Origin of the sequence: Salinispora mooreana (assembly GCF_000379065.1) — a bacterium.
Taxonomy (GTDB): domain Bacteria; phylum Actinomycetota; class Actinomycetes; order Mycobacteriales; family Micromonosporaceae; genus Micromonospora; species Micromonospora mooreana.
Window position 1 is genome coordinate 1,007,273 of sequence record NZ_KB900614.1, and the last position, 19,999, is coordinate 1,027,271.

Annotated in this window: 17 protein-coding genes; 3 read left to right on the forward strand and 14 right to left on the reverse strand. The window is 73.2% G+C overall.

Annotation, left to right across the window (positions count from 1 at the left end; all coding sequences use genetic code 11):
- Nucleotides 1-32: 32 nt before the first annotated feature.
- From SALPAC6_RS0104775 to dapE, 6 genes are all read right to left on the reverse strand, one after another.
- On the reverse strand, nucleotides 33-215 hold the full coding sequence (locus tag SALPAC6_RS0104775; RefSeq protein WP_018252300.1) for a hypothetical protein: 183 nt from the start codon (nucleotides 213-215) through the stop codon (nucleotides 33-35).
- A gap of 114 nt (nucleotides 216-329) precedes the next feature.
- Complete coding sequence (locus SALPAC6_RS0104780) at nucleotides 330-3,767, reverse strand: ATP-dependent helicase (protein WP_018252301.1); 3,438 nt, start codon at nucleotides 3,765-3,767, stop codon at nucleotides 330-332.
- On the reverse strand, nucleotides 3,764-7,198 hold the full coding sequence (locus tag SALPAC6_RS0104785; protein WP_018252302.1) for an ATP-dependent helicase: 3,435 nt from the start codon (nucleotides 7,196-7,198) through the stop codon (nucleotides 3,764-3,766). The genes SALPAC6_RS0104780 and SALPAC6_RS0104785 overlap by 4 nt, the downstream gene beginning before the upstream one ends.
- A gap of 143 nt (nucleotides 7,199-7,341) precedes the next feature.
- Nucleotides 7,342-7,887, reverse strand: coding sequence for an LOG family protein (locus SALPAC6_RS0104790; protein ID WP_018252303.1), 546 nt, complete (start codon nucleotides 7,885-7,887; stop codon nucleotides 7,342-7,344).
- Nucleotides 7,888-7,889: 2 nt separating this feature from the next.
- Nucleotides 7,890-8,741 carry an LOG family protein gene (locus tag SALPAC6_RS0104795; RefSeq protein ID WP_018252304.1) on the reverse strand — a complete coding sequence of 284 codons (852 nt, stop codon included), beginning with the start codon at nucleotides 8,739-8,741 and terminating at the stop codon, nucleotides 7,890-7,892.
- A gap of 50 nt (nucleotides 8,742-8,791) precedes the next feature.
- Nucleotides 8,792-9,865: a succinyl-diaminopimelate desuccinylase gene (dapE, locus tag SALPAC6_RS0104800; RefSeq protein ID WP_018252305.1), complete on the reverse strand. Its 1,074-nt coding sequence runs from the start codon at nucleotides 9,863-9,865 to the stop codon at nucleotides 8,792-8,794.
- Between the two features lie 24 nt (nucleotides 9,866-9,889).
- On the opposite strand from dapE, the gene dapD reads away from it, so the two are divergent.
- The gene (gene dapD, locus SALPAC6_RS0104805) at nucleotides 9,890-10,849 is read left to right on the forward strand and encodes a 2,3,4,5-tetrahydropyridine-2,6-dicarboxylate N-succinyltransferase (RefSeq protein WP_018252306.1); all 960 of its coding nucleotides are present in this window, start codon (nucleotides 9,890-9,892) and stop codon (nucleotides 10,847-10,849) included.
- A 5-nt stretch (nucleotides 10,850-10,854) separates the two neighbouring features.
- On the opposite strand, the gene SALPAC6_RS0104810 is transcribed toward dapD, so the two are convergent.
- From SALPAC6_RS0104810 to fdxA, 5 genes are read right to left on the reverse strand one after another with little or no spacing between them, the layout of a single operon-like run.
- Nucleotides 10,855-11,502 carry a nucleoside/nucleotide kinase family protein gene (locus SALPAC6_RS0104810; protein ID WP_018252307.1) on the reverse strand — a complete coding sequence of 216 codons (648 nt, stop codon included), beginning with the start codon at nucleotides 11,500-11,502 and terminating at the stop codon, nucleotides 10,855-10,857.
- Nucleotides 11,502-12,140 (reverse strand): SIMPL domain-containing protein, encoded by a 639-nt coding sequence (locus SALPAC6_RS0104815; protein ID WP_018252308.1) that lies wholly within the window; start codon nucleotides 12,138-12,140, stop codon nucleotides 11,502-11,504. Before SALPAC6_RS0104815 ends, SALPAC6_RS0104810 begins: the two co-directional genes overlap by 1 nt.
- A 52-nt stretch (nucleotides 12,141-12,192) precedes the next feature.
- Entirely contained in the window at nucleotides 12,193-13,233 is a 1,041-nt protein-coding gene (locus SALPAC6_RS0104820) for a prephenate dehydrogenase (RefSeq protein ID WP_026189328.1), read from the reverse strand.
- 18 nt (nucleotides 13,234-13,251) lie between these two features.
- Nucleotides 13,252-14,358, reverse strand: a complete 1,107-nt coding sequence (dapC, locus tag SALPAC6_RS0104825) for a succinyldiaminopimelate transaminase (RefSeq protein WP_080635995.1) — start codon at nucleotides 14,356-14,358, stop codon at nucleotides 13,252-13,254.
- Complete coding sequence (gene fdxA, locus SALPAC6_RS0104830) at nucleotides 14,355-14,681, reverse strand: ferredoxin (protein ID WP_012014965.1); 327 nt, start codon at nucleotides 14,679-14,681, stop codon at nucleotides 14,355-14,357. The genes dapC and fdxA overlap by 4 nt, the downstream gene beginning before the upstream one ends.
- Nucleotides 14,682-14,760: 79 nt before the next feature.
- Between fdxA and SALPAC6_RS0104835 the strand changes: the two genes are divergently transcribed.
- Nucleotides 14,761-15,723 (forward strand): GNAT family N-acetyltransferase, encoded by a 963-nt coding sequence (locus SALPAC6_RS0104835; RefSeq protein ID WP_026189329.1) that lies wholly within the window; start codon nucleotides 14,761-14,763, stop codon nucleotides 15,721-15,723.
- A gap of 5 nt (nucleotides 15,724-15,728) precedes the next feature.
- On the opposite strand, the gene SALPAC6_RS0104840 is transcribed toward SALPAC6_RS0104835, so the two are convergent.
- The 3 genes from SALPAC6_RS0104840 to mshB form a co-directional block, all read right to left on the reverse strand.
- On the reverse strand, nucleotides 15,729-16,196 hold the full coding sequence (locus SALPAC6_RS0104840; RefSeq protein WP_018252312.1) for a hypothetical protein: 468 nt from the start codon (nucleotides 16,194-16,196) through the stop codon (nucleotides 15,729-15,731).
- 81 nt (nucleotides 16,197-16,277) lie between these two features.
- A complete protein-coding gene (locus SALPAC6_RS0104845) occupies nucleotides 16,278-16,721 on the reverse strand; it encodes a hypothetical protein (protein WP_018252313.1) in 444 nt (147 codons plus the stop codon).
- A gap of 11 nt (nucleotides 16,722-16,732) precedes the next feature.
- The gene (gene mshB / locus SALPAC6_RS0104850) at nucleotides 16,733-17,740 is read right to left on the reverse strand and encodes an N-acetyl-1-D-myo-inositol-2-amino-2-deoxy-alpha-D-glucopyranoside deacetylase (protein WP_018252314.1); all 1,008 of its coding nucleotides are present in this window, start codon (nucleotides 17,738-17,740) and stop codon (nucleotides 16,733-16,735) included.
- 85 nt (nucleotides 17,741-17,825) lie between these two features.
- On the opposite strand from mshB, the gene SALPAC6_RS0104855 reads away from it, so the two are divergent.
- Nucleotides 17,826-19,958 (forward strand): S9 family peptidase, encoded by a 2,133-nt coding sequence (locus SALPAC6_RS0104855; protein WP_018252315.1) that lies wholly within the window; start codon nucleotides 17,826-17,828, stop codon nucleotides 19,956-19,958.
- The last annotated feature ends 41 nt before the right edge of the window (nucleotides 19,959-19,999 follow it).

Here is a 19,999-nt window from a genome sequence, read left to right on the forward strand (position 1 = left end):
CGCGCTGACGCACCGATGGCCTCCCGCCGGACTCAGCCCACGGTCGCTGTCGGTTCCGGACTGCGCAGCTCAACCGGGGCCGCCGGCGCGGCCTTGTCCGGCACGGCGTGCCACGGGCTGAAGACGACGATCAGGGCGAGCAGTACCCCGACCACGGCGACCGCCGCGACCAAGAGCAGTTCCCTCACCGTGTCCAGGACGCTATGCCCCGTCATTCATACCCCTCCCACACCGAACGGGCGGCCGGTGTCATCCCCTCTGCCCCAGCCTCACCGGCCCCGCCACCGGATACAGTCACCATTCGGACCCATCCGACGCTAGTTGCTGACTCAGCCAACGGTGGGCCCCTCAGCCCCACGTTCTTCCGGGACCGCGGCGATCAGCGCGGTGAGGCCCGCCGCGTCCAGCAGATCCACCGGCCGCACCGTCGCACCGTCGCGGACGTAGTGGAACGCCGCACCCACCTGCGCAACCGGAACTCCCACCAGCTCCGCCCAGGCCAGTCGATAGACGGCGAGCTGCACCGCTGCCGCGGCAGCGGCCACGCCGGAGGGCTGCCGGCCAGTCTTCCAGTCCACCACGTCGAACCGGCCGCCGGGCCGGCCGAAGACCGCGTCCATCCGGCCCCGGACGACCACCCCGGCGATCACCGTCGCGAACGGCACCTCGACCTCAGCCGGGGTCCGGTCCGCCCACTCACTGGCCAGGAAGCGCTCCTGGAGTTCGGCAAGCGCCTCGTCCGGCGCGGCGTCCGCATCCGCGGCGCCGGGCAACTCGTCCACGTCGAGCAGCCGGCCAGCCCCGAACCGCTGCTCCAGCCAGGTGTGGAAGGCGGTACCCCGACGGGCGTACGGGTTCGGCTCGGTGGGCAGGGGTCGGCGCAGTGACCGGGCCAGGGCCGCGGGATCCCGCCGCAGCGCCACCAGTTGGGTGACCGAGAGCGCAGCCGGCAGCGCGACCTCAATCGGGCCCGCCTGCCGGGTCAGCTCGGCCCGCTCGGCGAGCAGCAGATCGGCCTCCCTGCGCCAACGCGCCACCTCCGGGTCGTCGCCACCCGGATCGTCCGTAGCCAGGTTGTCCGCGCCCGGCAGCGGGGGGCCGGCCACCGCAAGGCTGCCGGGTGCCGGACGAGTCGACACCCCATCCGTCAGATGGCGCCGAACCAGCGTGGCTGCCTCGGTGAGCACCGGTCGACGGGCACCCAACGGGTCAGCGGGCCACTCCGCCCGGAGCACCACCTCGGTCGTGGGATTCACCGCGTCCGGGGCGGGCTCCGCCGCCCACTCGTCAACCACCTGCCCAGCACCCCCGTCCCGGCAGGCCTGTTGCAGGTCCCGCAGGAACACGGAGGGGCCGCGCGGGCGTTTGGTGCCCTCCCCCCACCAGTGCGCCGAGCAGAGCAGGAGCCGGCGGGGACGTGTCACCGCGACGTACGCCAACCGCCGCTCCTCCTGCTCGTCATGCGCCCGCCACGCCGCGGTGAAGTCTGCCAGGGCCTGCGCCACCCCGCGCTGATCCTCCGCCGCGGCCAGCGCCAACACCGGCAACCCGGCAGCGTCTCCGCGCAGCGGGAACGGCAGCACCCCCAGCCCGCCCAGCCAGTGATCGGAGTTGCGCACCGGCCCCGGCCACACCCCACGGCTGAGCCCCGCCACCGCCACGATGTCCCACTCCAGGCCCTTGGCCGCGTGCGCGGTGAGAACCTGCACCGCCCCCTCGACCACCTCCACCTCACCGGGGGTGAGCCCACGCTCCTCGTCCTCCGCCGCCGCCAGGTAGGCCAGGAAGCCCGAGAGCGTGGCGCCCGGGGTCTCCCCGCTGAACCGGGCCGCGACGTCACCGAGCGCATCCAGGTGCCCCCGGGCCAGCCCCGCATCGCCGGCCCCGTCCCGGCCGGCGCGCACCGCCACCTCCACGTCCAGGCCGATCGTCCGCTCGACATCCGCGATCAGGTCTGGCAGCGACTGGTCCAGCCGGTAGCGCAGCAGGCCCAGTTCCTGGGCGGCGGCGCGGAGCCGGGCATAGCCCTCCGCCGAGTACGCCGGCGCCGGCCCCAGATCGGCCAGGGCCTCCACCAGAGTCGCCTCGTCCAGCACATCCGGGACGATCTCCGGCTCGTCATCCGCCGCGAGCTGCCGGCGTGCGGCGGCGATGGCCCGAGCCCGACGGTGCAGGGCCACCAGGTCCCGCGGCCCGATCCGCCACCGGGCACCGGTCAGCAACCGAAGTAGCGCGGCACCGGCGGTCGGGTCGGCCAGCACCCGCAGGATGCAGACCACGTCCCGCACCTCCGGCGTGTCCAGCAGCCCACCCAGCCCCACCACGTCGACCGGCAGGCCTCGGGCTCGCAGCGCCGACTCGATCGCCGGAATCTGGCTGCGCAGCCGGACCAGCACCGCGGTGGTGGGGCGCGCCACGACCGGAAGGTGCTCGGGCAACGCGCCGGGCATCCCCGCCGCTCCCTGCCAGGCGCGCAGCAGGCTGTCGGCGATCCAGTTCGCCTCGTCCGCGTAGGTGTCCAACAACGCGCAGTGGACGGTGCCGGCGGCGGCCCCGCGGGGAGTTCGGTGCGGGATCGGTTCCTTGACGCTGAGCGCGGCACGCAGCTCCGGCACCCGGGCGCCGGCGGCGCGAAGCGGGGTGGCGAGGGCGTTCGCCACCCCCAGGATCTCCGGTCGGTTGCGCCAGCTTGTGGTAAGGGTGCAGACCTGGGCCGGAGCGCCGTCGGCCTGGGCGAACTCGGTGCGGAACCGGTCGAGGGTGCCCGCACTCGCCCCACGCCAGCCGTAGATCGACTGGCACGGGTCACCGACCGCGGTCACCGGATGCCCGCCACCGAAGAGCGCGTTCAGCAGCACCACCTGGGCGTGGCTGGTGTCCTGATACTCGTCGAGCAGCACCACCCGGTAGCGGTCCCGTTCGATCTCACCGACCACCGGGTGGTCCCGGGCGGCCCGGGCCGCCCGGGCCAACTGGTCGGCGAAGTCCATCGCCTCGAAATCCTCCTTGCGCCGGGCGTACGCCCGGACCAGCGGCAGCAGCTTCAACCGGACCTGCGCGAGGGTGAGCGTCCGACGCACGTCGGCGTAGACACGGCCGGGGCGGGACTGCACATCGGCAAAGAACCGCCCGGTCCAGGCCGCCAGGTGGTCCGGCTCGACCAGGTGCTCGTCCAGCTCGCCGGCGAGGGCCAGCACCGCGTCGGTGACCGTGCTCGGCATTCGGTCCACTTCGGACATATCACCGTCGTAGGTACGCACGATCAGGTCGACGAGCTGCCAGCGGGACGCCTCGGTGAGCAGCCGGGTGGCGGGCTCGTACCCGGCGCGCAGCCCATGTTCGGTCACCACCCGCCCGGCATACGAGTGGTAGGTGGCGACCGTCGGCTCACCGGAGAACGGATCGTCGAGCGGGTGTCGCCCGTTACGCCCGAGCCGGCGAACGAGCTGACCGAGCCGGGTCCGGACGCGGTGCGCCAACTCCCCGGCGGCCTTGCGGGTGAACGTCAGACCGAGCACCTGCTCCGGTCGGACGTACGAATTGGCCACCAGCCAGACCACCCGGGCGGCCATCGTCTCGGTCTTGCCGGAACCGGCGCCCGCGACGACGAGCATTGGCTCCACCGGGGCGGCGATGATCGCCGCCTGTTCCCGGGTGGGCGCTGGCAGTCTCAGCAGCTTCGCCAACTCGACCGGGGTGTACCGGGGCCCGGCATCGGCCCGACGGGGAGTCGGAGTCGCCGCGCTGAACAGGGTCGGCTGGGTCACGGGCCCTCCGGTGAGCGAGTGCTCGGCGGTTCGACGACCTGACGCCCCTGCCCGGACACCGGGCAGCTGGTGCGTACCGGGCAGACACGACACTTCGAGTTGGCGACCGCGGCAAAGGTGGCGGCGGCCATCGTCTCGGCGGTACGCCGGACCAGGGCGGTCGCCCAGCCGGCCGCCGGCCCCTCGCCGGCCGGCGGTTGGGCCTGCTCCCGGGCTTCCCTGGCGCCGGTGCCGAGCTGCACCAGGGACGCTCCCCCGGACTCGGTCCCGAACTCGGCGAACGCGCCCGCCTCGACCGCCGCCTGGTACGCGCCCAGCTGCGGATGCTCGGCGAGGTCCGCTGCGGTCACCGCAGTCGACTTGCCGGTCTTGAGGTCAACCACCACGAGCCGGCCGTCCGGGTCAACCTCCAGCCGGTCCACCCGACCGACCAGGTCGACCGGGTGGCGTGGATCGTCCAGTCGGACGGCGAACTCGTGCTCGATGGCGAGCAGCCGACGCGGGTTGGTGGCCAGCCAGCGCAGCAGCTTGTCCACCATCGCCTCGGCGCGGGCCTGCTCCGGGCCGACCATCCACCGGGCCGCCAGCTCGATCGCGTCGAACCGGGCTGCCACATAGTCGAGCAGCGCCCCGCGGTCCGAGCTGGCACTCTCGGCCAGCATCGCGGCGGCGTGCACCAGGTTTCCCACCCCCTGCGCCGCGCTGGCCGGCGCGCCACCGCCGTGGCGTTCGAGCAGCCAGCGCAGGCTGCACCGCAGGGCGCTCTCCATCCCCGACGGGGTGACCCGCACCGGCTCGCCGTCGGCGACCAACGGCCGTTCGTCGGAGAGCGGACGCAGCCCCCACCAGTCATCCGGATGCGCCCCGGCGACCCCCTCGGCGGCGAGCCGGGCCAGCTCGGCCGCGGCCGCCCGTCGCCGGAGCACCGGCGCGCTCGGGTCGGTCACCGCGGTGCGCAGCTCCGCCACCAGCGACGCCAGCGTGAGCGCCCGGGGCGGCCGGCTGAGTGGCAACGTGGCCGTCCGGGCGTCCCCCGGTCCCGCGCCATCGTCCGGTCCCGTACCTCCGCCCGATCCCGCACCCTCGGCCGGTCCCACGCCTTCGGCCGGCAGCGGGTCGACCACGCCGAGTTCGTGCAGGAACCGGCTCGGCTGCTCGTCGTGATCGTCGCCGCCGACGGCGGCGCTGGCGACGGCGCTGACCATCAGCCGGCGTCGCGCCCGGGTCACCGCGACGTGGAAGAGCCGCCGCTCCTCGTCCAGCAGGGCCGAGGTCTGGCCAACGACGGAGACCCGCTGTCCCTCGCCGGCCGAGCGGCCGGCGAGCACGTCCACGAGGCGCTCCGACCCGAGCAGACTGCCCCGCAGCCGCAAGTCCGGCCAGACGCCCTCCTGCACTCCGGCGACGGCGACCAGATCCCACTCCAACCCCTTCGCGGCGTGCGCGGTGAGCAGCCGGACCGCGTCGCCCCGGTCAGCGGTCGGGGCGATGGTGTCGGCCGGCAGGTCCTGCCCGAGCACGTGGTCGAGGAAGACCTCGACCCGCGCCCCGGGCAGCCGGTCGGTGAACCGGGCGGCGGCGTCGAAGAGCACCAGCACCGCGTCCAGATCTCGGTCGGCCGCCTCGGCGCGACGACGCCGGGCGACCTCCCCCTCCCCGGCCGCCGCCGGGGTTCGGGCCAGCGCCGCCGACCAGAGCTCGGCGAGGCCACTGGCCCGCCAGACCGCCCAGAGCACCTGCTCGGCGGTGGCACCCGGCCGAGCGGCCGCCTCCCGGGTGACCGCCAGTAGACCGGCCACCGTCTGCGCCGGCTCCGCCCACCGGCGGTCGATGCCGGCCAGCTCGGCCGGGTCCCGCAGCGCCTCGACGATCAGCTCACCGGAGGGTCGGCGGTCGCCGGCGGCCAAAGCCATAACCCGCAGCCCCTGCCGCAACCGCCGTTCCGCCAGCGGATCCGCCCCGCCCAACGGCGAGTGCAGCAGAGCGACCGCCGCCTCCTCGTCGAGCCGGTCCGGGGCGAGCGCGCAGCGCAACAGCAGCAGCAGCGGGGCGACCGCCGGTTGCAGGTGCAGCGGCAGGTCCTCGCCATGCACCACGGTGGGCACCCCGGCGGCGTGCAGAGCGCGCCGCAGCGAGGGCAGCGCGCGCCCGGTGGAGCGCACCAACACGGCCATCTCCGACCAGGGCACCCCGTCGAGCAGGTGCGCCGCCCGCAGCGCGTGCGCCAGCCAGGCCGCCTCGCTGGCGGCCGAACGGAACATATGGACCTCCGCCACGCCCGCGGCCGCTGCGGGTAAGGCCCGGGTCCGCCGGTGCGTGGCCGGGCCACGCAGCCGGCGGGCCAGCCGCGCGTGCGCCGCCAGCAGCCGGGGACCGGCCCGGTACGACGTGCTGAGGACGACCTGCGCGGCCGGCGCCCCGGAGGCGGTCCGGAATCGGTGCGGGAAGGTCACCACACCGCCCGGGTCGGCGCCCCGGAAGGCGTACGTGGAGGAGTCGGGATCGGCGAGGACGACCAGCGCCTTGCCGCCCCCCGCCACGGTCGCCAGCAGCTCCTGCTGGGCGGGGTCGGTATCGGCGTACTCGTCCACGTAGACGTGCACCAGCCGGTGCCGCTCCGCGGCCAGCAGCGCCGGATCGTCGAGCAGCATTCCGGTGGCGGCGCGGACCAGCTCGGCCGGGTCGTAGGCGATCGAACCGCGGTTGCCGACATCGCGCAGCGCGAGCACGGCGACATACTCCCGGAGGAACCGGGCGGCGGCCGGCCAGTCGGCCCGGCCGAGCCGCTCACCCAACCGCGCCAGCTCCATTGGCCCGACGCCGCGCTCGGCGGCGCGCATCAGCAGGTCCCGCAGCTGGGTGGCGAAGGCGCGGGTGCGCAGGGCCGGGCGTAGGTCCTCCGGCCAGCCCACCGGATCGGCGTCCGGCTCCTCGCCCACCAGGTCCAGCAACTCCCGAATGATCAAATCCTGCTCGGGGCCGGTGAGCAGCCGGGGCGACGGCTCACCGCGCTCCGCGGCGGCCCGGCGCAACAGCCCGAACGCGTACGCCGGGAAGGTGCGCACCAACGGCTCCCGCAGCACCCGGTGCCCGGCGCCGGCGATCCGAGCCTCGATGCGCTGGCGCAGGCCGGCGGCTTGTCGGCGACTGAAGGTGAGCACCAGGATGCGTTCGGGATCCACCCCCTCGGCTACCCGCGCGGCGACCGCCTCGACCAAGGTGGCGGTCTTGCCGGTGCCCGGCCCACCCAGCACCAGCATCGGCCCGATGGTGTGCCCGATCACCTCCGCCTGCCGGGGGTCGTCGATCCGCCCGACCAGCCGACCGTGCTCACCCAGCGGGGCATGCTCGCCCAACAGGGTGTGCTCGCCCGCCGGAGTGGGCGCCTCCGCCGGCCCGCCAGACCGGCGTACCAGCCGGTATGCCTGCATCCCCCCATCCCACCAGACCCGGCCGACAGATCCCTATCCGCCCACGCCCACCGGGTACCCGGACCTACCGCGCACCGCCAGCGGGGGCGGTCGCGCCGGGCTGCCGCGGCGCTGACTGCACCGCAAGACCCGTGCGGTGGCGCTCAGCTCAGTCGGGATTCCAGGAGGTCGAGGGCCGCGGGGACGGTCGCCGCGACGGAGAGCAACTCCAGCCCCGCCGGCTTCAGGAAGGTCTGCCCGGCCAGGCCACCCAGCCAGTCGAGCAGCGGACGGTAGAAGCCGTCCGCGTCCACCAGCGTCATCGGCTTGCTGTGCAGCGTCAGGGTGGCGGTCGTCCAGACCTCGAAGAGCTCGTCCATCGTGCCGAGGCCACCGGGGAGGGCGAGGAAGGCATCCGACTTGTCGATCATGATCGTCTTACGGTCGGCCATCGACTCGGTGACCAACAGCTCGTCGGAGCCGAGGTCGGCGACCTCCAGATCGACCAGGGACTGCGGGATGATGCCCAACGTCCGCCCACCGGCGGCCCGCGCGCCGGCCGCCACCGCCCCCATCATCCCGACCCGGCCACCACCGCTGACGAGCGTGTGACCACGGCGGGCCAGCGCTGCGCCGGTCTCGGCTGCCAGGTCCAGAAAACGCTGGTCAAGCGTGCGGGAAGACGCGCAGAAGACACAGATCGCCGCCATCGTCAGCTCCGATCTCCGTCGTCTGTGGCGGCCCGCTGCTCGGCCGCGGTGACGGCGACGGACTCCTCGCGGATCGCCTCCTGCTCGGCGGAGAGCACCGCCTCCGCCTCGACGATGTGCCGCACGGCTGTGTTCACGTCGTCGGTGAGGCAGATCAGATCAAGATCGATCACCCCGATCTTGCCGTCGGCCACCATCGTGTCCCGCAGCCAGTCGAGCAATCCGCGCCAGTAGTCGGCACCCATCAGCACCACCGGGAACCGGGTCACCTTGCCGGTCTGCACCAGGGTGAGGGCCTCGAACAGCTCGTCCATCGTGCCGAAGCCACCCGGAAGCACCACGAACGCCTGGGCGTACTTGACGAACATGGTCTTCCGGGCAAAGAAGTACCGAAACTCGACCGCCACATCGACCCAGTCGTTGAGGCCCTGCTCGAAGGGGAGCTCGATGCCGAGGCCGACGGAGAGCCCGCCAGCCTCACTGGCCCCCCGGTTGGCCGCCTGCATCACCCCCGGTCCCCCACCGGTGATGACCGCGTAGCCGGCCCGGGCCAGCGCCCCACCCAGCTCCTCGGCCAGCCGGCACTCCGGGCTGTCCGGCAGGCTCCGCGCCGAACCGAAAACGCTCACCGCCGGCTGCAGGTCGGAGAGGGTGTCGAAGCCCTCGACGAACTCGGAGAGGATCCGCAGCGCCCGCCAGGCGTCCCGGGTCTTCCAGTCACTGCGCTGGTGGGAGTCGAGCAGCCGCTGATCAGCGGTGCTGCCACCAATCACTGACCGACGTGGTGCTCCCGCGCCCCGGTGCTGGTCCCGCTGGGCGGCACCGGTCGCCTCCCGCCCGTTGCTCTCGCTCATGCAGGCAACCGTAGTGGAGATCCGCCGACGGGCGGGGCGAGCAGGGCCGTTCAGGCCACCGAGAGCCAACGACGCAGCACAGCCGCACCGTCGCGGATCTTCCCGATCTCGACATGTTCGTCCGGGTGGTGGGCGAGGTTGGGGTCCCCGGGGCCGAAATTCAGCGCTGGCGTGCCCAGCGCCGCGAAGCGGGCAACATCCGTCCAGCCCAGCTTGCCGATCGGTGCGGTACCGACAGCGGCCAGGAACTCCTGTGCCGGCGCGGCCTCCAGCCCCGGCATCGCGGCGGCCGCCAGGTCGGTGATCGCCACCTCGAAGTCGGCGAACACCTCCCGCACGTGCGCCTCCGCCTGCTCCGGGCTCCGGTCCGGCGCGAACCGGTAGTTGACCTCAACCGTGCAGCGGTCCGGCACCACGTTGCCAGCGACCCCGCCGTTGATGCGCACCGCGTTCATCCCCTCGCGGTACTCGCAACCATCAACCGTCACCCGGCGGGCCTCGTACGCCTCGAGCCGGCGCAGTACCTCCCCAGCGGCGTGGATCGCGTTCACGCCGTGCCAGGAGCGCGCCGAGTGCGCCCGTACGCCGCTGGTGGCGACGGTTGCCCGCAGGGTGCCCTGGCAGCCCGCCTCGACGATCCCGTGCGTCGGCTCCAGCAGCAACGCGAAGTCGGCCGTGAGCCACTCCGGGTGCGCCTCGGAGACGAGGAAGAGACCGTTGTACCTCGACTCGATCTCCTCGGCCTCGTAGAAGAAGTACGTCACGTCGTACCGCGGCTCGGTCAGGGTCACCGCGAGGTGCAACGCGTACGCGACACCGCTCTTCATGTCCGAGGTGCCGCAGCCATACATCAGGTCGCCGCGCACCGTGGCCGGAAAGTTGTTGTTGATCGGGACCGTGTCGAGGTGGCCGGCGAGCACCACCCGCTGGTCTCGGCCGAGGCTGGTACGGGCCATCACGGTGTTGCCATACCGATAGGTGGTCAGGTGCGGCTCACCGCGCAGCACATCCTCGACACAGTCCGCGATCGCCTTCTCGTTCCGGGAGACGGACTCGATGTCGACCAGGGCGCGGGTCAGGGCCACCGGATCAGCGAGGACCTCGGGGGTCAGCGGGTTCTTCATAATCCGCACGGTACCGTCACAGAGGTGACCACTACGCAGTCTGCCTGGGGCATCGGCCTGGCCACCGTAACCGCTGACGACCAGGTGCTCGACACCTGGTACCCGACCGGCAAGCTGGGCCTCGGCGAGCTGCCGCTGGTCCCGGGCGAGGATGAGGCGGACGTCCTCGACCTGCCGCCCGGAGCAGTCGGCGATCGGTCGCTGCCGGGCCTGCGGACCGTCCAGCTGGTGACCGTACTCGGCTCGCTGGCCGACCCGATCAAGGACGCCGCGGACGCGTACCTCCGGCTGCACCTCCTCTCGCACCGACTGGTGCGGCCCAACGAGCTCAACCTCGACGGCATCTTCGGCAAGCTGGCCAACGTCGCCTGGACCTCGGCCGGGCCCTGCCCGCCGGAGCGGGTGGACGAGCTACGGGTCATCGAGCGGTCCGCCGGCCGCCACCTGACCGTGTACGGGGTGGACAAGTTCCCCCGAATGACTGACTACGTGGTGCCCTCCGGGGTCCGGATCGCCGACGCGGACCGAGTCCGGATCGGCGCCCACCTCGCCTCCGGCACGACGGTGATGCACGAGGGCTTCGTGAACTTCAACGCCGGCACGCTCGGCGCCTCCATGGTCGAGGGGCGCATCGTGCAGGGCGTGGTGATCGGGGACGGCTCCGACATCGGTGGCGGCGCCTCGATCATGGGCACTCTCTCCGGGGGCGGCACCGAGAAGGTCCGCATCGGCGAGCGGAGCCTGATCGGCGCGAACGCGGGTGTGGGCATCTCGCTCGGCGACGACTGCGTGATCGAGGCGGGCTGCTACATCACGGCCAGCTCCAAGCTCACGCTGCCGGACGGTCGGGTGGTGAAGGCCCGCGAGCTCTCCGGCGTCGACGGCCTGCTCTTCTGGCGCAACTCGGTCACGGGCGGGCTCGAGGCGAAGCCGCGTACCGGGCAGGGCATCGCACTGAACGCCGCGCTGCACGCCAACGACTGACCCGCTCAGCCCGGCGGTGGCTCGGCGAGGCACACCACCAGGTCGGCCCGGTGCGCCGTGCTCGCCACCAACGCGGCGTTGGCCTCGTCGGTGCCGCCCGCCCAGGCCCGGGCCTGGGCGGGCGAACGCCCGTACGCCTCGTGCCGCGCCGTCAGCCGGCGCAGCCGCTGTTCCGCATCGAGATCCAGGAACCACGCCTCGTGCAGCAGCGGCCGAACCTCCTCCCACGGCCAGTCCGGCAGCAACAGATAATTACCTTCGGTAACCACCAACCGAACCGCCGGCGGCACCTCGACCGCCCCGGCCACCGGCTCTTCCAGCTCCCGCCGGAACTCCGGCGCGTAGACCGAGGTGGGCTCCAGACGCCGCAGCCGGCGCAGCAGCGAGACATAGCCGTTGGCGTCGAACGTGTCCGCGGCGCCCTTCCGCTCTGCCCGGCCCAACCGGACAAGCTCGGCCTGCGCAAGGTGGAACCCGTCCATCGACACCAGCCGGGCCGCCGGCCCAACCGCGGCGACGATCTGCGCGGCCAGGGTGGACTTGCCCGCGCCGGGCGCACCGGCGATGCCCAGTAGCTGGCGGGAGCCGGTGTCGGCGAGCGCGCGGGCCCGCGCCACCAACTCGGCAACAGGCACCACGCGGGCCGGCCCCATCAGCTGAGGACCGGCTCGCTGATCGTGAACCGCGCCTGCACCGCCGCCTGCACCGACTGGGGTTGCGGGTCCAGATCGAGCTCGGGCAACCTTTCGGCAGTGGCCGAGTAGGACTGAGCAGCCAGCATCGCTGGTCGATCGACGCCAGCGTCGGCGAGCTCGACCAACGCGGTCACCCGGGCGCCGAGCGCCTCCGCGTACTCGTGGGCCCGGCGCAGCGCGTCGGCGATCGCCGCCTGCCGGGCCTCTCGGTAGACCGGGTTGTCCGGACGCAGCGACCACCACGGCCCCGACACCTCGACCTGGTCCTGGTCAGCCAGGCGCAGCATCAACTCGCCCAGGGCGGTGAAGTCGGTGACCGTGACGGTGGTGTGCACACTGCCGTGATAGGCGCGCACCCGCTCCCCCGAGCGTCGTAGCTCCGGGGAGACCCGCAGCTCGCCGGTCTCCCGCCGCTCAATCACCGGGCCGTATCCGTCGAGGAGCACCCGGACGGCGGCCGCCCGCTCGGCCAGCCGGCTCAGCGTGGTCTCCCGGTCCCGGTCCCGGGCCAGCACGGCCACGGCGAACCGGGCCCGCTCCGGCGCGACCTCCCGAAAGGACTCCCCACGAACCGCCACCACCGGTCCAGCCACCATGTGCACACCCTAGCGGCGGTCAACCGCCCCGGCAGGCCCGTCGGGCCGCGCGTCACGCCCAACCGGGCCGCGGCAGCCCGGCGGTGTAGCAGACCTGACCCTCGCGCACCTGGCAGCCGCCCAGATAACCGCCGGCCGCGCCGACCTCCCGAAGCCAGTCGACCTCCGCGGTGTGCTCCCCACCGATCGGGAATTCGCGGACCTGGGTGGTGTACTCCCGGTTGGACAGCAAACGCCGGATCGCCCCCGCCTCGTCATAGCGCGCGATGAGCCGCTCCCGGTCACCGGAGCGCAGGGCCTCGACCAGGTCGTCCAGGTACGCCCGCACCCCGGTCAGCTCCCGCAGCACCTCGTCCCGATTGCCGAGCAGCAGGTTGGCCGTCCGCGCCGCCGGGGTGGCGGCGACCCGGGTGCCGTCGCGGAAGCTGCCGGCGGCGAGGGCGAGAACGGCATCCGGTGCAGCCGTCCGACCGCTCGCCCCGGCCAACGCCCCGGCGAGCAGGTGCGGCACGTGCGACGCGAGGGCGGCGGCCCGGTCGTGCTCCGCCACGGCCAGCGGCACCACCCGAGCTCCGAACACGGCCAGGAGCAGCCCGGTGAGCCAGCGGAACGGGGCCGTCGCCGGCCCCGGGCACAGCACCCACGCGGCACCGCCGAGGAGCGTCGGCCCGGCCGCCGCGAGCCCGGCGAACTCGGCGCCCGCCATCGGGTGTCCCGGCACGAACCGGTGCAGCAGACCCAGCCGGGCCGCCGCCGCGGCCACCTCGGCCTTGGTACTACCCACGTCGGTGAGGACGCAGTCGGGCCCGCTGGCGGCGGCGACAGCCGACAGTGTGCTTGGCAGGGTCGGTAGCGGCCCGCACAGGAACACCAGCTCCCGGCCCGCGACCGCTGCCTCGACGGTCTCCGGGACCGGCACTCCCCACTCGCGTGCCTGGTCCCGGGTCGTCGGGTCCGGGTCCCAGCCGGTGACATCCAGCCCTGCTTGGCGGAGCCGAAGCAGGATGGACCCCCCGATCAGACCGGTCCCCACGACCGCGGCCCGGACCCCGCGATACGCCGCCCCGGCCGCGATGCTTCCAGCGTCGGTCACGGTCGACACCCGCCGCTCTCAGCCGGCCAACCGGTCGGCGACCGCCGCCACGTGCTGGTCGGACGCGGTCAGCGCCACGCGGACATGCCGAGCGCCGGTGTGCCCGTAGAGGGCACCCGCCGCCACCAGGACGCCCCGCCGGGCCAGCCAGTCGACCGTCGCCCAGCAGTCCTCGTCCCGGGTCAACCACAGGTAGAGGCCGGCCTCCGAGTGCTCGACGGTGAACCCGGCGGCGGTGAACGCGGCACGCAGCACGGCCCGCCGAGCCCGGTAGCGCTCCCGCTGCTCGGTGGCGTCCCGCTCGTCCTCGAGCGCGGTCACCATCGCGGCCTGCACCGGAGCTGGCATGATCATCCCGGCGTGCTTGCGCACCTTGAGCAGCTCGGCGACGAGCGCCGGGTCGCCGGCGACGAAGCCGGCCCGGTAGCCGGCGAGGTTGGACCGCTTGGACAGCGAGTGCACCGCCAGGACGCTGTCGTACGAATCGCCGCAGACCTGCGACGACAGCACCGAGACCGGCTCGGCCTCCCAGCCCAGCGGCAGATAACACTCGTCACTGGCGACGACGGCACCGCGCTCTCGGGCCCAGTCGACCACCTTGCGCAGGTGGGCGGCGGGCAGCACCCGCCCCGTCGGGTTCCCCGGCGAGTTCACCCAGACCAGGCGGACCCGGGGGGTCGGACCGAGGGCGGTCAACGAATCAGCCCGCACGACGGTCGCCCCGGCGAGTCGAGCCCCGTCCTCGTAGGTCGGGTACGCGACCGACGGCACCACGACCACGTCCTGCGGCCCGATCCCGAGCAGCGTGGGCAACCAGGCGACCAGCTCTTTCGACCCGACCACCGGAAGCACGCCGAGCCCCTCCGGCTGGGCACCGCAGGCACGCGCCGCCCAGGCCACCATCGCGGCCCGCAGCGCCGGCGAGCCGGCGGTCAGCGGGTACCCGGGGGCGTCCGAGGCGTCCGCCAGCGCCTGCCGGATCGACGGCGGCACCGGGTCAACCGGCGTACCGATGGAGAGGTTGATCAGGCCCCCCGGGTGCGCCGCGGCCAGAGCGGTCGCGGCCTCCAGGGCGTCCCAGGTGAACTCCGGCAGCCGAGCCGAGACCGGCGTGGGCCGGTTCAGTGTGCCTCTCCACGCGGCGCCTGCGCCGCGACGAAGGTGGCGTCCTTCTCCACCTTGCCGATCTTCGAGGCTCCGCCGGGCGAGCCCAGGTCCTCGAAGAACTCATAGTTGGCCGCGGTGTAGTCCTTCCACTGCTCCGGCACGTCGTCCTCGTAGAAGATCGCCTCGACCGGGCATACCGGCTCACAGGCACCACAGTCGACGCACTCGTCGGGGTGGATGTAGAGCATCCGGTTGCCCTCGTAAATGCAGTCGACCGGGCACTCCTCGATGCATGCCTTGTCGAGCACATCCACGCACGGCTCGGCGATGATATAGGTCACCGATCTTCTCCTCCGCAGACACGCCGCGATCACCCGCGACGGGTATGAGCCTAGTATCTCGTCGGGGAGGAGGTCGATCGTGCTCCAACCAGAGGATGTGGGACACCGGGTCGTGGTCCGCCGAATTGTGGGCATTCGCGCAGGCCGGCCCCGCTTCTCCGACGCCCTCGGCGAGTTGGCTGAGCTGAGCGAGAGCCATCTCACCCTCGTCACCGCGCAGGGGCGACTCACGGTGCCGAGGGACGAGGTCCACCGGGCGCGGCGAGTACCCCCCTCCCGACGGCCGGCAGCCGCCGCGATGGCCGCGCTGGAGCACGCGGCGGATGCGGCCTGGCCCGCACCGACCCGGGCCCACCTGGGCGACTGGCTGCTGCGCAGCGCCGACGGCTGGACCGGACGCGCCAACTCGGCGTTACCGGTCGGCGACCCGGACCGGCCACTTCCCGCCGCGATCGACACGGTGCAGCGCTGGTACGCCGACCTCGGTCGACCAGCCCTGATCAACACGCCGCTTCCGCTCGCCGCGCCCGTCAGCGCGGAGCTCGACGCCCGGGGTTGGAGCGGTGGCCCGCCGGTGCTCGTCCAGACGGTGCCGCTGGCCGCGTTGCCGGCCGCCCGGCCCGCCATCGCCGACGCACCGCCGGTCGAGCTGGCCGCCACGCCGTCGGCGGACTGGCTGGCGGTCGCCGCCAACCGCAAGGGCGACCTGCCGACCGCCGCCCGGCACGTGCTCACCGCCGTGCCCCAGATCCGCTTCGCCCAGGTACGCGTTGCCGGCCGGCTGGTCGCCATCGGCCGGGGAACTGTCACCGGGGCGGGCCGCTGGCTCGGCCTCAGTCTGATCGAGGTGGCACCCGAGGCACGCCGGCGAGGACTGGCGCGGCAGGTGATCCACTCCCTGGCGCAGTGGGGTGTGGCGGTCGGTGCGACGAACGCCTTCCTCCAGGTCGAACGGAGCAATGCGGAGGCGGTGACGCTCTATCGAGCCCTCGGCTTCACCACCCATCACACCTACCGAACCCGAACCGCACCGGCCGACTGAACGGGTCAGCGGCGGGCCGGCTTGTGCGGCTTCGCCGTCTTCGACTCGGCGTACCGCTTCAGCACCCGGGAGCGGTGGTCCAGGCCGAGCGCGACGGCCAGCAGATAGCCCAGCAGCACCCCGATGCCGGCGACAGCGGCATAGAGCCAGATCTGCGCGAAGAAGGTCCCCGCACCGTCACCGAACGGGTTCTTCCCCACCAACAGCGGCCCGACCAGTACGGTCAGCGCCAGCGCGACGCCGACCGCGGCGGCGACGTCCGCCCCCCACTCGGCGGCGGGCCGGCTTCGGCTCCAGACGAAGGTGACCGCGGCCAGGCCCACCCCGATCACCACGAACATCCCGAGCGACACCCGGTCAGCCGCGGTCGTGTCCGCATCGTCGAACCCCACCCAGATGATCAACCGAGCGACCACGTTGACTACGAACAACGCACCCGTCAGCGCTCCGGCCGCCCGCCACCGCTGCCTCATCGCACTCTCCCGCCATACCGCCCGCCACCACTCGTACGGGTCATCCTGGCAGGAATGTCTACCACCGGAGGACGGGTGCCGTCAGGCCCCGGGCCGGGTAGCCGGCGGGGCGGCCAGGATCTGCCGGAACCCCAGCACCGCGAAGGTCATTGCGCCGGCCACGACGAGCAGCAGGTCCACCCAGGTGCCGGCGAGCAGCACGTCCCCCTCCGCGGTGCGGATCCCGGCGACTGCGACCAGGAAGAACCACGGCACGGCGGGCAGCGCCACCGCCCACCGACGCCCGACAGTAGCCAGGGCGAACCAGGTCAGGGCCACGTTCAACCCGACCGCGACCAGCACGGCCACGCCAATCAGATAGCCACCGACCCGAAGCGGGGCGAACAGGAGTTCCAGCATCGCGCTGAGGGCCCCGCCGGCGACCGCCAACACGCCGCCGGTGAACCGCAACACCCGGCTGGCGAACCGGGCGTCGCCCCGGGCTGGGGGTGGAGCGCTCTCGTCGGGCACGACCGACACCGGCACGGCGGGAAGACTCACCACTGACCGGTCGCGCCGACCGGGGCCCGGTTGACGCCGTCGGCCAGAGCACGGTCCGAGCCCTCCGCGACCGACATCCGGTCGTCCGAGCCCTCCGCTACCGATGTCCGGTCCGAGCTCTCCGCGACCGGCAGCCCGGCGAAGAGGTCGTCCTCCCAGCCGTACGGGCCGAAGCCAGGGCCCTTCTCGCCAACGGCGAGGGTGTAGTACTCCACCCCCATGAACTCGCTGCCGAAGTTGCCGGCGATCGAGTACAGCCAGGAGTTGTCCGGAATCTGGGTGGCGTGCGCGCGCATCGCCGCCTCCTTCGCGGCGTGCTGCCCGCTCGCGTCGATCCGGGCGGCGATACGCTCATCCGGCGTGCAGAACGGCAACTCCACCGCCTCCTCGATGCCGGCGAACGGGTTGTCCGACGAGCCGGCGAAGTGCGTCATCCCCGCCTCCAGCACACTGCGCGGCATCGCCGTCCAGTAGACCTTCGCCGGAGCGAACCCGTCGGCGGCGGCCAACTCGTGTGCCCGCATCGCCACCCGGTGGGCCTGAATGTGATCCGGGTGGCCGTAGAACCCGTTGCCGTCATAGGTGACCATGACCTGGGGTCGGAGCTCCCGCATGAGCTCCACCAGCTGCCCGGCGGCCACATCGAGGTCGGCCTGCCAGAAGGCGCGCGGGTGCTCGTTGGTGGCCAGGCCCATCATCCCGGAGTCGCGATAGCGGCCGGCGCCGCCGAGAAACCGGTGATCGGTGACCCCGAGCGCGCGGCAGGCCGCCGCCAGCTCCCCGATCCGGTAGCCACCGAGTTGGTCGGCTTCGGCCGCGGCGAGCTGCGCCAGCTCCGGCACGTGCACCTCACCCTCCTCACCCAGGGTGCAGGTGACCAGCGTGACGTGCGCACCGGTGGCCGCGTAGTGGGCCATCGTCGCGCCGGTGCCGATGGCTTCGTCGTCGGGATGCGCATGGACCAGCAGGAGCCGGCGATCGGGCAGTGTCGTCACGTCCGTCACTCTATCCGGCGGTTCTCGCAGCCGACCCGGATGCGTCCGCGCAGGTCCGCCACATCACCCACGGCACCGCCCTACGATCCGACGTGTGGACTTTCCGGAGCTGGCCGCGCGGACCCGTCGGTTCCGCCACGGAGCGCCGCACGCGATCTCGGTGGCCGACGACGGCTCCCGGGTGCTCTTCCTTCGCTCCGGTGGGCCGACGGACCCCACCGAGGCGCTCTGGCTCCTCGATGTCGACACCGGGCAGGAGCGGCTCGTCGCCGATCCGGCGGCGCTCCTGTCGGAGGATGCCGACCAGCTCAGCCCGGGCGAGCGCACGCTGCGGGAGCGGCTGCGGCTGAGCGCCGCCGGCATCGGCTCGTACGCTCTCGACTCGGCCGGCCGGGTGGCGATCTTCGCCCTCGGTGGCCGGCTCTTCCGGGCCGACCTGATCCACGGGGACGTGGTCGAGGTGGCCGCCGCCGGCCCGGTGCTCGATCCCCGACCCGACCCGACCGGGCAGCGGCTGGCGTACGTGACCGACGCCGCGGCCGGGGTCCGCCGGGGAGAGCTTCGGGTGGTCGAGTACGACGGCACCGACACCATGCTCGCCGGCGAGGACGCGGGGGTCATCTGGGGGCTGGCCGAGCACGTCGCGGCGGAGGAGTTCAACCGCTTTCGGGGCTACTGGTGGGCACCGGACGGGCGCTCGGTACTCGCCGCCCGGGTAGACGAGTCCCGACTGGGCCGATGGCACCTGCATGACCCGGCCGAGCCGGCGACCGCGCCGACCACCGTCGCCTACCCCCGGGCGGGCGGACCCAACGCCGAGGTCAGCCTGCACCTGCTCGATCTCGACGACGGCTGGGTCGATGTGCACTGGGACCGGGAGACCTACCCGTACCTGACCGCCGTGCACTGGGCCGACGGCGGACCGCTGATCACCGTGCTGCGCCGTTCCCAACAGCACGGACTGGTACTCGCGGTGGACCCACGCACCGGGGAGACCCAGGTACACGCCGAGCTGGCCGACCCGCGCTGGGTGGAGCCGGTCCCCGGCACTCCCGCTCACCTGCCGGACGGCCGGGTGCTGGTCGGCGGGGAACTGGCCCACGACGGCTACGACGCACGCTGCCTCTTCGCCGACGGAACGCTGTTGACGCCGCCGTCGCTCTACGTGCGCCGGGTGGTGGGACGGCTCCCGGCCCGCGCGGGCACCGGACCGGCTGATCTGCTGGTGGAGGCGGCCGAGGGCGAGCCGAGCGAGCAGCACCTGTTCCGGGTCCGCACCACGGTCGGCGGCGGCATGGACGTACGCCGGATCACCTCGGACTCCGGCTGGCACGTCGGTGTCGTGGGCGGGGACGTGTTGGTGGTGGGCAGCGCCTCGCTGGACCACCCGGGTCTACGCTGGACGGTCTGGCGCGGTGACCGGGAGGTGGCGACGCTACGCTCGTTCGCAGCGGCCCCGCCGTACGCTCCGCTGCCGTTGCTGGAGCGGGTGACCGACCGGCGACTGCCGGCTGCGGTGCTCTACCCGGAGAACCACGTCTCCGGCCGCCGGCTGCCGGTGCTGCTGGACGTGTACGGCGGCCCCGGTCACCAGGAGGTGCTGGCGGCGCGGTCGGCGTGGTTGGAGCGGCAGTGGTGGGCCGACGCCGGGTTCGCGGTGGTCGTGATCGACAACCGCGGTACGCCGGGGGTCGCGCCGTCGTTCGAGAAGGCGATCCACCGGCGGGTCGCGGACATGGTCCTCACCGACCAGGTGGAGGGGCTCACCGCGCTCGCCGACAAACATCCGGACCTGGACCTCGACCGGGTGGCGGTGCGGGGCTGGTCGTTCGGCGGCTGGCTGGCGGCGCTGGCGGTGCTGCGCCGTCCGGAGCTGTTCACGTGCGGGATCGCCGGGGCGCCGGTGACCGACTGGAGCCTGTACGACACCGCCTACACCGAACGCTACCTGGGCCTGCCCGAGGACGGGACGGACGTGTACGCCCACCATTCCCTGGTGGAGTTGGCCGCCGCCACCGAGCAGGCCCGGCCGCTGCTGCTGGTGCACGGGCTGGCCGACGACAACGTGGTGGCGGCGCACACGCTGCGGCTGTCGGCCGCGCTGGTGGCCAACGGACACCCACATTCGGTGCTGCCACTCACCGGCGCCACGCACATGGCGGCGGGCGGCGTCGGTGAACAACTGCTGCGGCTGGAGCTGGCCTTCCTCCGTACCCACCTGGAGTGAGCGCCGTCCCCGGCTTGGTTCGGATCAGTCATAGGAGCTGA